This is a genomic window from Campylobacter sp. CFSAN093241, assembly GCF_012889595.1.
GTDB classification, from domain to species: Bacteria; Campylobacterota; Campylobacteria; order Campylobacterales; family Campylobacteraceae; genus Campylobacter_D; species Campylobacter_D jejuni.
On sequence record NZ_CP040612.1, the window covers coordinates 879,448 to 893,022 of the forward strand.

9 protein-coding genes and 9 tRNA genes are annotated in these 13,575 nt (G+C 31.1%); 3 read left to right on the plus strand and 15 right to left on the minus strand.

Annotation, left to right across the window (positions count from 1 at the left end; genetic code table 11):
- Positions 1–2: 2 nt before the first annotated feature.
- The 4 genes from pckA to FBE96_RS04545 are packed head-to-tail and all read right to left on the minus strand — an operon-like array spanning position 3 to position 6,108.
- The gene (gene pckA / locus FBE96_RS04530) at positions 3–1,577 is read right to left on the minus strand and encodes a phosphoenolpyruvate carboxykinase (ATP) (protein ID WP_002853265.1); all 1,575 of its coding nucleotides are present in this window, start codon (positions 1,575–1,577) and stop codon (positions 3–5) included.
- 12 nt (positions 1,578–1,589) lie between these two features.
- Positions 1,590–3,389: a biotin/lipoyl-containing protein gene (locus FBE96_RS04535; protein ID WP_002858311.1), complete on the minus strand. Its 1,800-nt coding sequence runs from the start codon at positions 3,387–3,389 to the stop codon at positions 1,590–1,592.
- Positions 3,390–3,420: 31 nt separating this feature from the next.
- Positions 3,421–4,761 carry a sodium-dependent transporter gene (locus FBE96_RS04540; protein WP_002853313.1) on the minus strand — a complete coding sequence of 447 codons (1,341 nt, stop codon included), beginning with the start codon at positions 4,759–4,761 and terminating at the stop codon, positions 3,421–3,423.
- A 12-nt stretch (positions 4,762–4,773) separates the two neighbouring features.
- Positions 4,774–6,108, minus strand: a complete 1,335-nt coding sequence (locus FBE96_RS04545) for a sodium-dependent transporter (RefSeq protein WP_002858451.1) — start codon at positions 6,106–6,108, stop codon at positions 4,774–4,776.
- 232 nt (positions 6,109–6,340) lie between these two features.
- Between FBE96_RS04545 and FBE96_RS04550 the strand changes: the two genes are divergently transcribed.
- The 3 genes from FBE96_RS04550 to FBE96_RS04560 all read left to right on the plus strand — a co-directional run bounded on the left by FBE96_RS04550 (position 6,341) and on the right by FBE96_RS04560 (position 7,907).
- A complete protein-coding gene (locus FBE96_RS04550; RefSeq protein ID WP_002853292.1) occupies positions 6,341–6,679 on the plus strand; it encodes a F0F1 ATP synthase subunit C in 339 nt (112 codons plus the stop codon).
- 34 nt (positions 6,680–6,713) lie between these two features.
- Positions 6,714–6,799 (plus strand) — tRNA-Leu (locus tag FBE96_RS04555).
- 196 nt (positions 6,800–6,995) lie between these two features.
- Positions 6,996–7,907, plus strand: coding sequence for an AEC family transporter (locus FBE96_RS04560; RefSeq protein WP_002906351.1), 912 nt, complete (start codon positions 6,996–6,998; stop codon positions 7,905–7,907).
- A gap of 7 nt (positions 7,908–7,914) precedes the next feature.
- Here FBE96_RS04560 and FBE96_RS04565 read toward each other — a convergent pair whose 3' ends face one another.
- The 11 genes from FBE96_RS04565 to FBE96_RS04615 form a co-directional block, all read right to left on the minus strand.
- Positions 7,915–11,427 (minus strand): acyl-[ACP]--phospholipid O-acyltransferase, encoded by a 3,513-nt coding sequence (locus tag FBE96_RS04565; RefSeq protein ID WP_032586110.1) that lies wholly within the window; start codon positions 11,425–11,427, stop codon positions 7,915–7,917.
- 44 nt (positions 11,428–11,471) lie between these two features.
- Positions 11,472–11,852 (minus strand): hypothetical protein, encoded by a 381-nt coding sequence (locus FBE96_RS04570; protein WP_002853267.1) that lies wholly within the window; start codon positions 11,850–11,852, stop codon positions 11,472–11,474.
- A 66-nt stretch (positions 11,853–11,918) separates the two neighbouring features.
- Positions 11,919–11,995: transfer RNA gene (locus FBE96_RS04575), tRNA-Asp, on the minus strand.
- Between the two features lie 51 nt (positions 11,996–12,046).
- Positions 12,047–12,122, minus strand: a tRNA-Val gene (locus FBE96_RS04580).
- Between the two features lie 6 nt (positions 12,123–12,128).
- Positions 12,129–12,204 (minus strand) — tRNA-Arg (locus tag FBE96_RS04585).
- 19 nt (positions 12,205–12,223) lie between these two features.
- A tRNA-Lys gene (locus tag FBE96_RS04590) sits at positions 12,224–12,299 on the minus strand.
- Positions 12,300–12,303: 4 nt separating this feature from the next.
- Positions 12,304–12,380 (minus strand) — tRNA-Asp (locus FBE96_RS04595).
- A gap of 51 nt (positions 12,381–12,431) precedes the next feature.
- Positions 12,432–12,507 (minus strand) — tRNA-Val (locus tag FBE96_RS04600).
- Between the two features lie 51 nt (positions 12,508–12,558).
- Positions 12,559–12,634 (minus strand) — tRNA-Val (locus FBE96_RS04605).
- A gap of 7 nt (positions 12,635–12,641) precedes the next feature.
- Positions 12,642–12,717, minus strand: a tRNA-Lys gene (locus tag FBE96_RS04610).
- Positions 12,718–12,778: 61 nt separating this feature from the next.
- Positions 12,779–13,564, minus strand: a complete 786-nt coding sequence (locus tag FBE96_RS04615) for an amino acid ABC transporter permease (RefSeq protein ID WP_002853310.1) — start codon at positions 13,562–13,564, stop codon at positions 12,779–12,781.
- Positions 13,565–13,575 lie beyond the last annotated feature (11 nt).

Consider the following 13,575-nt stretch of genomic DNA (forward strand, 5'->3'; position numbering starts at 1 on the left):
CCTTAAATTTTTGGTCCAAATTTGCTAAATTCAATGCCTTCTTTGACATCTTCATAACGTTTAAAATTTTGTATAAACATATGTGCTAATTTATCTCTTGTTGCAATATAAGCATTTTTATCTAACCAAGTATTTATAGGATTTAAAAGTACACTTTCTACACCTTCTAAAGCTTTTGGAATAGCTAAATCAAACACTTCAAAATTTTCAAATTCGCATTTTGTAATACTTCCATCTAGAATGGCATTAATGCAAGCCCTAGTAGCCTTAATGCTCATTCTTTTACCCACACCGTAGCTTCCGCCACTCCAACCCGTATTAACAAGATAAACATTAACTTCATGTTTTTCAATCTTTTCACCAAGCAATCTCGCATAAACCGTTGGATGTAAAGGCATAAAAGGTTCTCCAAAACAAGCTGAAAAAGTTGCTTGAGGCTCTGTTATACCGCGCTCAGTTCCAGCTACTTTTGCTGTATAGCCACTTAAAAAATAATACATAGCCTGCTCTTTGCTTAGTTTGCTTACCGGGGGTAAAATTCCAAAAGCATCTGCACTTAAAAATATAATATTTTTTGGATGCCCTGCTTTTAGACTAGGCTCATGATTTTCAATATGCTCTATAGGATAAGAAACTCTCGTGTTTTCTGTTTTTGAGGCATCAGCATAATCAACACTCTTATCAGCTCTTAAAACTACATTTTCTAAAAGTGCATTTCTTTTAATAGCTCCATAAATTTCAGGCTCATGTTCAGGATCAAGATTGATTGTTTTTGCATAGCAACCGCCCTCAAAATTAAACACACCTTCATCATCCCAGCCATGCTCATCATCACCTATGAGTCTTCTTTTTGGATCGGTTGAAAGCGTAGTTTTTCCTGTACCGCTAAGTCCAAAGAAAAGTGCCACATCGTCTTTTTCTCCGACATTTGCACTACAATGCATAGAAAGTTTATTTTCTAGTGGTAACCAATAATTCATCATAGAAAAAATACCTTTTTTCATTTCTCCACCATACCAAGTTCCACCAATAACCGCTATATTTTCTTCAACATTAAAGATCACAAAAACCTCTGAATTTAAACCATCTTGTTTGTAATCTTCATTGATGCATTTGCAAGCATTATAAACAATAAAATCTGCTTTAAAATTCTCAAGTTCCTCTTGACTTGGGCGAATAAACATATTTTTAACAAAATGCGCTTGCCATGCAATTTCAGTAACAAATCTTACTGCTTTGCGACTTTGCAAAGAAGCACCGCAAAAAACATCTTGAACATAAATTTTCTTTCCGCTTAATTCTTGCTTTGCTTTAGTTAAAAGTTTATCAAATAATTCTTTTGTAATAGGCTGATTTACCTTTCCCCAAGCTATATATTTACTAGATGGATCTTGTTTTACAAAATATTTATCTTTAGGACTTCTACCTGTAAAAATCCCTGTATCTACACAAAAAGTATCATTATCCGTGCTTAAACCTTCATTATTTGCTTTTTCATGAGCATTTAATTCATCATAACTTAAATTATGAAAAATTTCCTTTATATTATCCAAACCTAACTTATCAAATTTTTTCATTTTTCCCTCACTTTAATTCTTGTAAATAGCTAATACTTCGCCTTCATTAACAGTATCACCTATTTTAATACAAAGCTCTAAAATAATTCCATCTTTTGGGGCATTAACCTCAATCTCCATCTTCATTGCTTCTAAAACCATGATAGCTTGACCTGATTTTACTTCTTCGCCTTCGTTAACATAAATTTTAAAGACATTACCTGAAATACCTGCTAAAACTTCATTTTCAGCATCTACAGAACTTGTTGAATTTGAAGAAATAATATTTTTATTTTCTTCTACTTTTTTCACACTTTTAACATTAACATCTTTATCAAAGCCATAGCTTACTTCTACATGATATTTATTACCATTTACAGCTACGGTAAATTTGTTTTCATCTGCACTCATAGGTTTTGGCATACTGGCTAATTTGCGTATATTTACCTTTGCCTCTCCTTTTAAAAATGCTATACCTTTTTCTTTGCAAGCTGCTGCAACAAATATATTTTCTTCACTCGTTTCTATACCCTCTTTTTCAAGCAAGGTTTTGGTATAAGCTATACTTTTACTCTCATCTTTATCAGCTATATTTATAGCAAGCTCTGTAGTAGGTTCTAAATTAAGTTGTTTTGAAGCAAGCTCAATAATGTTTGCATCGGGTGCAACTGGAGTTTTTCCAAAATAACCAAGCACCATTTTTCCATAACCTTCTGCGATTTTTTTCCAAGACCCAAACATAACATTATTAAATGCTTGTTGAAAATAAAATTGAGAAACTGGAGTAACCGAAGTACCAAATCCACCTTTTTCTACAACTTCTCTCATAGCATGAATGACCTGTGGAAATTTATCTAAAATATTATTATCCCTCATCATTTGTGTATTTGCCGTTAAAGCTCCTCCTGGCATAGGAGAAAAAGGAATAAGTGGATTTACCATAGTAGCTTCAGGGGGTAAAAAATACTCTTTTAAACAATCTTTTAAAACTTCTTCGTATTTTAGAATTTTTTCTTCTTCAAGTCCACCTAAATCATAATCTTTACCTTTTAAGGCATGCATCATGGTTAAAATATCAGGCTGAGAAGTTCCACCACTTACAGGAGCTGCAGCCAAATCGATACCATCAACACCTGCTTCAAGTGCTGCAAGATAGCAGGCTATACTCACCCCTGCAGTTTCATGCGTATGAAGTCTAATATGCATATCTTGAGGTAAAATTTTTCTTGCCATTTTAATGGTTTCATAAATTTTATTTGGATTTGAAGTTCCACTTGCATCTTTAAAACAAATGCTGTGAAAAGGAATTTCTGCTGCTAAAATTTCTTTCAAAATTTTTTCATAAAAAGGCACATCATGAGCACCTTTGCAATTTGGCGGTAGATCCATTAAGGTAATAGCGATTTCATGTTTTAATCCATGTTTTGCTATACATTCACCACTAAATTTTAAATTATTTATATCATTAAGAGCATCAAAATTTCTTATCGTTGTGGTACCGTGTTTTGCAAAAAGTTTTGCATGCAAATCAATAAGCTCACTACTTCCAGTATCTAAAGTAACAGTATTAACCCCTCTTGCTAAAGTTTGAAGATTAGCATCTTTTCCTACAATAGCCCTAAATCTATCCATCATGGTAAAAGCATCTTCATTAAGATAAAAATACAAGCTTTGAAATCTAGCACCACCACCAAATTCAAAATGAGTAATACCCGCTTCTTTTGCTGCTTCTACTGCAGGAAAAAAATCATCCATTAAAACCCTAGCTCCATAAACAGACTGAAAACCGTCCCTAAAGCTTGTATCCATTACATCGATGAATTTTTTAGCCATTATTTTTCCTTAAAAAAATATTTTTTCATTATTATACAAAAATTTGATAACACATTACCAAAATTATTGCTATAGGCGATATAAAACGAATAAAAAACAACCAAATTAAGAAAATTTTTCGACTTATAAATTTAGAAAAAATTTTATAAATTTGTTTTTTATTCATAAAAAAACCTACAAATATAGAGCATACTATAGCACCAAGTGGAAGTAAAAAATTTGAAGTTAATTTATCTAATAAAGTAAAAAAATCTTTACCAAAAAAACTAAACATAGAAAAAAAATTTAAATTTAATGACAAGATACAACAAATTCCAAAAACAAAAACAAATAAACCTATTAAAAATAGAGCTTTAACACGAGAAATTTGATAGTTATTAATCATATAAAAAGTTAAAGGCTCTATCATTGAAACAGCTGAAGTAATACCAGCAAAAAAAAGTGCTAAGAAAAAACAAAATGCAAAAATATAGCCTAAAGCTCCAAGTTGATTAAACAAACTCATCAAGGATATAAAAACAATTCCTACTCCTTGAGTATGCGGATCGGCTCCAAATTCAAAGATAAAAGTAAAAACAATAAGTCCCATGATAAAAGAAATCAATAAATTAATCAAAACAATATACACTGAACTTTTTATAAAATTTGTTTTTTTATCTAAGGCCGATGAATATGTAACTATACAACCTATTCCCAAGCATAAGGTAAAAAATGCGAGCCCTAAAGCTTCGGCAATAGAGCTGAATTTAAAATGTAAAAAATCGGGATAAAATAAATAAGAAAAAGCATTTGCAAAACCTTGCTTAAATCCCATGCAATAAAACAACATAAAAACAAGCATTAAAAATAAGCTAGGCATTATAACAACGTTTAATTTTTCAATCCCTTTGATTAAACCTTTAGATACTATCAATAAAGTAAGAAAAAAAGATAAAGTGAAGAAAAAAACAGAACTTGTCAAATTTGTAGTAATTAAATTCTGAAAATTACTTGCTGCTTCATCTAAAGTTTTAGGAAGATAATAAAGACTCACTACAGTATATTTTAAAACCCATCCCATGATAACTAGATAAAAAGAGAGGACAAAAATACCACCTAACATAAAAACGCCGCCATATCGCCATCTATTGCCATATTTTATGGCAAGATTTGAATAAGCATTTGCAAGATCACTTTTACTTAAACGTCCCATAGCCACTTCAGCCAAAAAAATACTAAATCCTATAGTTAAAGTAAAAAACAAATATAAAAGCACAAAAACAAAACCACCATTTTCTGCGCTTAAAGTTGGAAATTTCCAAGCATTACCTAAACCAACGGCTCCACCAGCAACAGTCAATACAAAACCGATTTTTGAAAAATATGTTCTCATTATTTTTCAAACTCACTTTAAAAAAGCGGCTATCATAACTATAACAACAGCCAAAGGGGAAATAAATCTCAAAAACACATACCAAAGTTCAAAAAATATACCCCTCATATAAGGTTTAAATAAAATTTTTAAAGCTTCTTTTTTCATCACAAATCCCACAAAAATAGCTGCCAAAATTCCACCTAAAGGCATAATAACCTTGCTTGAAACACTATCAAGCAAATCAAAAAAACTCATTCCAAAAAATCCAAACTGAGTACTTTTTAAAGAAGATAAAATACACAACATTCCTAAAATATAAACAACAATTCCTATTAAAATCAAAGCTTTTTTACGGCTCATACCAAAAGTATTAATAAGGTAAAAAGTGAAAGGCTCTATCATTGAAACAGCTGAAGTAATACCAGCAAAGATTAAAGAAATAAAAAACGCTGCTCCAAAAATACAACCAATCACTCCAATTTTTTCAAATAAAGTAGCTAAGGAAATAAAAACAAGTCCTGGTCCTTGCTGATTAGGATTGTAACCAAACTCAAAGATAAAAGTAAAAACAACCAAACCCATTAATAAACCAACTAAAAGATTGATAAAAATAATATTTAAAGTACTGGTAATAAAATTGGTTTTATCAGGCAGACTAGCAGAATAAGTAATAATCGTTCCAACGCCCAAAGAAAGACTAAAAAAAGCAAGTCCTAAGGCTTCAAGAACATTTGAAGTGTTGATTTTGGAAAAATCAGGTACAAAAAGAAATTTAACCGCCATTATAAAACCATCTTTGCTAATAGCATAAACAAGCATCAAAATAAGCAAAATAAACAATGAAGGCATCATCCAAACATTTAACTTTTCAATCCCATTCTTAACACCTTTAGAAACAATATAAAAAACACATAAAAAAACCAAAGTAAAACAAATAAACTGACTTAAAAAATCCTCACTTATAAAAAATCCAAACTGTGCTTTACTTACTTCTAGATCCATAGGCAAATTTCCAGTGATACTTAAAAACACATATTTAACTATCCAGCCAATCACCAAGGTATAAAAAGAAACTATTAAAATCGCCCCCACCATAGTAAAACCAACATAAGACCAAGCTTTTTTATTTGAAGGTGCTAACTTTTCATAGGCATTAACCGGATCTTTTTCACTAATTTTTCCTATGCTAAGCTCAGCTAAAAATATCACAAAACCTACACCTAAAGTAAGAATTATATAAAGCAAGATAAAAGCAGATCCACCACTTTGACCTACTAGTGTTGGAAATTTCCAAGCATTACCCAAGCCCACCGCTGAACCTGCTACCGCTAAAATGAAACCTATTTTTGAAAATTTAGAACTCAATGTTACAACCTTGACTTAAAAATTATTTTAAAATATTATTAAAGCAAAAAAACTTTTAAGCTTTATTGAAAACAATCAAATTTAAATCAAAAATGTGAATTTTTGTAAATTTCAATAAAAATAAAGATACTTTTGGTTATAATTCGAATTTATTTTTAAGTCTTAAGTAGGGATACGCAAGCCGAACTGATTTAAAAATTGAAAAAAATTTTTTTATAGAAAGGTTAAGATAATGAAAAAAGTTCTTTTTTTATTATTAGCATGTACAGCAGTAGCTTTTGCAGCTGAAACTAATGCTCCAGTAGAGCAAGAAGCTATTAATGTATGGATTAAAGCATTTTCAGTTCTTGCAGCAGGCTTAGGTCTTGGTGTTGCAGCACTTGGTGGTGCTATCGGTATGGGTAATACTGCAGCGGCAACAATTGCAGGAACAGCTAGAAACCCTGGTCTTGGGCCAAAATTAATGACAACTATGTTTATCGCTTTAGCGATGATTGAAGCACAAGTTATCTATGCTCTTGTTATCGCGCTAATAGCACTTTACGCAAATCCTTTTATAGTTTTACAATAAAACTTATCAAAGCCCTTTTTGGGCTTTTTTCTATGCGGTTATGGTGGAATTGGTAGACACGCCATCTTGAGGGGGTGGTGCGCTCCGCGTGTGCGAGTTCAAATCTCGCTAACCGCACCATTATTTAAAATTATAATCATTCAGCTTAAAATACTAACTATTCAAAATCAAATTTCAACTTACAATTTCTTAAAGTTACAAAAAATAAAAAAATATTGGTTTTTTAAAAAACTTAAAAAATATTAAGATTTTTTTTAAGTATAAAGAATATAATTCTATCCGTTTTCAAAAAATATCCCTTAAAAAGGATTATTCAATGTTTGTTTTTATACCATTATTTACAATTTTTATTTTACTTGCAGGCGGATATTTTGCCAAAAGAATTGGCGTTTTAAAGCAAAAACAAGCTAGGACTTTTTTAGATTTTGCTATTATTTTTGCTTTACCTTGTTTGATTTTCGATAAAGCATATCATTTAAATTTTAATTTTTCATTGATTATTTTTATTTTTATTGGATTGTTTAGCTGTATATTAGCAGCCTTTTTTGCTATTTTTATTGGAAAAGTTTTTCATTTTTCTAAAGTAACTTTAGTCAGTATGTTTTTGCTTTCTTGTTTTGGAAATACTATATTTGTGGGTATGCCTATTGTTGCTGGTGTATTTAATGACCCACAATTTAGCGCTGAAGTTATATTTTACGATGCTTTAGCTACAACTTTACCTATATCACTTTTTGGACCTTTTATACTTTCTTTGGGAAATGGAGAAAAAGTCAGTTTGCTTACTAATGTTAAAAAAATTCTTAGTTTTCCACCTTTTTTAGCTTTGCTTTTTGGTTTTTTGTGTAAATTAATTGCTTTACCTGAATTTATTTTCTCTCCTATTCGTTTATTTGGTGCCTCTGCAACCCCTGTTGCACTTTTTGCTATAGGTTTAGGACTTGGCTTTATGGCGATTAAAACCTCTTACAAACCTACAATAGTTGTCATCTTTGCTAAAATGATTTTAGCTCCTTTATTTTTTGTATTTTGTTTGAAAATATTTAATTTAGAATTAAAAGATTCTACCATCGTTGCTATTATAGAAAGCGCAGCTCCTACTATGACCTTAGCAGGAGCTATGGTAATGAAAGCTAAACTAGATAGCAATTTAGCCGTAAGTGCTGTAGCCTTTGGAGTTCTTTTTGCTTTTGTTTCTATGCCAATTTTAATTTGGACTTTGTTATAAGCTCAAATTATATGGCTAAATTTTTAGCTAATTCTTTAACTTTTTTAAGATCAACTTTTCCTGAACCTAGGAGGGGAATTTTTTCTATTTGAAAATAATATCTAGGTTTAAAAAGTGTAGGTATATTAGAATTTTTTATAGCCTCACATACTCCTTCAAAAATTTCATTATTGCATTCTATGAGTAAAACAATTTGTTCCCCTTTTTTCTCATCTTCTAAAGATGTGGCACAAAATTTAACCACTTCAGTGTCTATAAATTTGGCAATTTCTTCTTCTATTGCACCCAAAGAAATCATCTCTCCGCCAATTTTTGCAAAGCGAGAATAACGATCGACAATATATAAAAAACCATCTTCATCCAAATGTCCCTTATCTCCCGTGTTGTACCATCTTATGCCATCAATTTCTTTAACCACTTCATCGGTTTTTTCTTTGTCATTAAGATAGCCTACCATAACTTGATGACCGCCTATAAGTATGAGTCCATCTTCATTTGTTTTTAAATTTTCATAATTATTTGGATCAACAATACGTACCGCAGTTCCAGGTAGAGGCATTCCTACGCTTCCTTCTTTATTGGCACGATGTATAAGCCAATAATCCGCATCAAAACGATTCGGCAAATTTACACTCGCTACAGGTGTGGTTTCCGTAGCCCCATAACCTTCAAAAATGCTTTTTTTAAACTTCATTTCAAAAGCAGTTCTTACTTCATTTTTTAGTTTTTCAGCACCTGATACAACTATTCTTAAGCTTTCAAACATTAAAGCATCAAGCTTTTTATTTCTTGCATAAATTCCTAAAAAGGTTGAAGTTCCACACATAATAGTGACATTATTTTTAGCAACAGCTTTGGCAATCCCTAAGGCATCGGTTGGATCTGAAAAAGTGATGCTTTTAATACCTTCAAGCAAAGGCAAAAACGTAGTTACTGTAAGTCCAAAAGCATGAAAAGGTGGCAAAGATGAGAGAATGACATCATTATTTCTTGTGCAAAGCACATCAGAAATTTGTGCTATATTGCTTAAAATATTACGGTTATTTAGCATAACACCTTTTGGAGAACCTTCGCTTCCACTACTAAATAAAATAGCTGCTATGGCAAGATTGTTTTTTGAAGGAGTGAAAATGGTTTTGAGTATAAAACTAGGTATAATACTAACTGCTAGCATCATGCTAAAAATTTTAGTTTTTTGCATTTTAAAATCTTCTACAATATCTTCAAAATAAATTAAATGTATATTTGTATCGAAATTTAGGTTTATACCTTTATTTGCTAATTTTTCTAAAAAAGTTTTAGAAGTATAAATTTGTGAAATTTGCGCATTTTTTATAGCTGCTTTTAGAGCTTTTTCTCCAGCAGTGAAATTAAGATTTACTGCAATTTTTTCTGCGATTAAAACAGATAGATTGGTTAAAGAACTTGCAAAAGAAGCAGGTAGTAAAATTCCTATAGCTTCCTCTTTAGGAGCGTAACTTCCACGCTGAGGGTTAATGTTTAATTCTTTGGATTTTCTTTTAATAAAAAAATTAAGAAATAAACTAAGAGTCAACATTTTTCTATAAGAAATATCTCCAGCTAGTGTATCGATAATAGCTATTTGATTTAGATTTTTTTTAGCTGTATCTATCCAAGCTCTTGCTATAGTATGCATAGCTTCGCATTGTGATTTCCAAGCCATAAAAGAAAGTTCAAAAACTTTAGCTTTAACTTCATCTTTTTTAGAATGCAAAGGCATAGCTTTACCAAAAGCTATAGCAATTTTTCTTTTATTTAAAGTGCGGTTTCTTGCTGAAAATTCTTCATCACTTCTTGAAAAAGCGCTACCCCAAAGCCCTCTTATATAAAAAGGAATAATTTTTCCATCATCTTCACTTAAACATTCACAAGCTAATTCAAATCCTGCTTTAAATTCATTTAATTGCCCATGTCGCGAAAGTGTACCTTCAGGAAATAAGCAAACTAAATTACCTTCTTTAATATGCTTTGCTATCAGTTCTAAACTCGTCTTACTTCCTGTACTTGATACAGGAATAATACCAAATTTATCAAGAAAAATTTTAATATACCATTTAGAATAAATACTTCTTTCCATAACAAAATAAATTTTTCTTGGAATTGCCATTTGTACAACAGCCCAATCAATAAAAGAAATATGATTACCCAAAAGTAAAGCTCCACCTTTTTCTGGTATATTTTCAAAACCTTCCACAAGTAAACGGTATCGTTGTAAAAAAGCTATGCTTAAAAGTATACGCACTAAAGAAAAGGGGAGTTTTAAAAGTATGTAAAAACTTCCTATAAAGGTTACCAAAGCAATAAAATAAAACAAATAAATCACATTGATTTCAAATTTTACAAATAAAGTTGCCAAGAGCAAAAATCCCAACATGGCAATATTTTGAAAAAAATTATTTCCTGCAAGAATTTGTCCTAATTCATTTTCTTTAGCATGAAATTGGATTAAAGTATTTAAAGGAATGATAAAAAGGGCTCCGCAAAATCCAAAAAAGAAAAATAAAAAACTATAACTTAATAAACTTATAAAATAAGGCATTAAAAAAGCCATTAAAAACATACCCAATGCACCAAGTGGAATAAATCCAAGTTCTATATAATTTTTTGAAAATTTACCAGCTACTAAAGAGCCTAAAATCACTCCTATACCAGAAAAAGCGAGTGAAATTTGCACATAAAAAGTATTTTCTATGAAAAGTTCATTTTTAGCAAAGACAGGAAAGCTGACAAGATAAAGTTGAGATATAGCCCAAAAAAATGAAATTCCAATTATACAAAGCCAAATAGTTTTATTTTTAAAAACAAGCTTAAGATTATTTATTAGAAGTTTTCCACGAATATAGTCTTTTTTATTAAAAACTAAATCTTTATTTGTTTGTTTGAGCTTAGGTAAACGCCACGCAAAAAATACTTCGATACAAGAAAATAAAATTAGCACAATTCCTAAAGGCGCTACTTCTTTTAAAATTTCATCTGTTTGATTATACATAGAACTATAAAGACTTTCAAAGCTTAAAGAAAATAAAGCCATTCCCGCTAAGATTGCCACAATGCTTACCGCATTAATTACACCATTACCCATAGCAAGAAAGTCTTTTCCCACGAGTTCTTTAATAAAACCGTATTTACTTGGTGAATAAATCGCTGCTTGTGCTCCCATTATAAAAGTAAAAATAAAAGCCATCCAAAAAGCACCGCTATAGTAACAAATGCAAATTATTAAAGTGAGTATAACATTGAAAATTGCTGAAATTTTCATTACAATATTTTTTGGATATTTATCCGCTAAAAAACCCGAAGGAGAAAGCATAAGAATAAAAGGAAGTAAAATCAAAGCATTAACTATAGCATTTAAAAATAACTGCTCACTTCCTTCATAGGCCTTATAAATAGTATTTTGAATAATAATTTTATGTCCCAAATCCACAAAAGCATTGATGAATGCTATAAGTAAAAAAGGAATTAATCCGTAAATTTTCAAAAAAGATTTTTTTTGCATTATTTAAACCTCGTCAATTAGCGCTTATTTTACAAAAGAATTTATCAGTTTTTAGGAAAATTATCTATATTATCTTTTAAAATAATTCCATCGATTTTTAATTTATAAAATTTTTTAAAATTCTCTAATTTATCAACAATCATTAAAACCCTACTATCAAAAACATAAAATTCTGCAACCTTACTAGCAAATTTTGCAAGTTTTTTATCATTACAAAGCAAAAACTTAGCTCCTAAAGCATTGGCTAAAAATATCTCATCTTTATTTTGAACTAAAATAGCAAATTCAAAATCATTTTGACTTAAATAAGAAATCAATTTTTCATCATAAACAATACAATAAACTTTATTATCTTTAACTTCTTCAACACTTTCAATAAAAGAAAAATCTAAATTTTTTAATAATTTATGTCCAATAATAAGCATTTTTTTCCTTAGCTCTATTTTTTATTATTTTGTAAATTATACTTATAAAATTGTTACCAAGCAAGATGGCGCAGCGGACGGGGCTCGAACCCGCGACCTCCGCCGTGACAGGGCGGCATTCTAACCAGCTGAACTACCGCTGCATCCAAAGTAAAGAAGTAGAGATTATAAAACCTATTTATGATTTTATAAAATGGTGGTCACTATAAGACTCGAACTTATGACATCCACCTTGTAAGGGTGGCGCTCTACCAACTGAGCTAAGCGACCTATGATTGGCGACCCCTAGAGGATTTGAACCTCTGTTTCCACACAGAGAGAGTGTTGTCCTGGGCCACTAGACGAAAGGGTCATAACCCTAACAATAAAAATGGTGTCCCGTGTTGGATTCGAACCAACGGCCCCCTCCTTAAAAGGGAGATGCTCTACCGGCTGAGCTAACGAGACAATATGGCGCAGCGGACGGGGCTCGAACCCGCGACCTCCGCCGTGACAGGGCGGCATTCTAACCAGCTGAACTACCGCTGCATCCAAAGTAAAGAAGTAGAGATTATAAAACCTATTTATGATTTTATAAAATGGTGGTCACTATAAGACTCGAACTTATGACATCCACCTTGTAAGGGTGGCGCTCTACCAACTGAGCTAAGCGACCTTCCAAAGTAAAGAAGTAGAGATTATAAAACCTATTTATGATTTTATAAAATGGTGGTCACTATAAGACTCGAACTTATGACATCCACCTTGTAAGGGTGGCGCTCTACCAACTGAGCTAAGCGACCTTTATAATGGTGTCCCGTGTTGGATTCGAACCAACGGCCCCCTCCTTAAAAGGGAGATGCTCTACCGGCTGAGCTAACGAGACATTTTCTGAAATAAAAATGTGATTATGCCAAAATTAGCTCTATTTGTCAAGCTTTTTTAAATCATTTTTGGCATTTTCTCTCCAAATAACGAGAAAATATACTTATAGGTAAAGTCAAAACAAGATATGTAATAGCCAAAATTACATAAGCTTCAAGAGTAGCAAAAGTATAAGAATTTATCTCTTGCGCACTTTGGGTTAATTCATTTACAGCAATAACGCTTAATAAGGAACTATCTTTAATTAAATTTGCAAATTGTCCACTCAGCGGTGCTAAAATATTTTTTAAAGCTTGGGGAAAAATTACATACGCAAAAACCTGCATCTCTTTTAACCCTAAAGCCCTAGCGCTCTCAAGCTGAGATATAGAAATACTTAAAATTCCAGCTCTAAATATTTCAGCTAAGTAAGCAGCAGAAAAACATGATAAAATAATAACTCCAGCCACATATCGATTATCAAGTCCTAAATTATTTGCAATGATATAATATATCAATAATACCTGCACTAGTAAAGGGGTTCCTCTGACAAGCTCTATGTAAAATGTAGATAAAAATCTTAAAAAAACAATCGAACTTAAAGAAAAAGCACAAAAAACTCCACCCAAAATTATACTCAACAATAAAGAAAAAAAACTGATTATTAAAGTATTTAAAAAACCTTGAAGAAATTTTTCTTTATAGGTTGCAATTGCGCTAAAATCAAAATGATAAGCACTTATACTAAAACTACAATAACAAAACAATATTAAAAATAAAATCAAAAGAATTAAATTAGTGATTATTTTTGACTTTGATAGAGGTTTTAAAGGTTTAAAATTCTTATTTTTTTGAGTAAACAAAGACAATAAAAATCTCC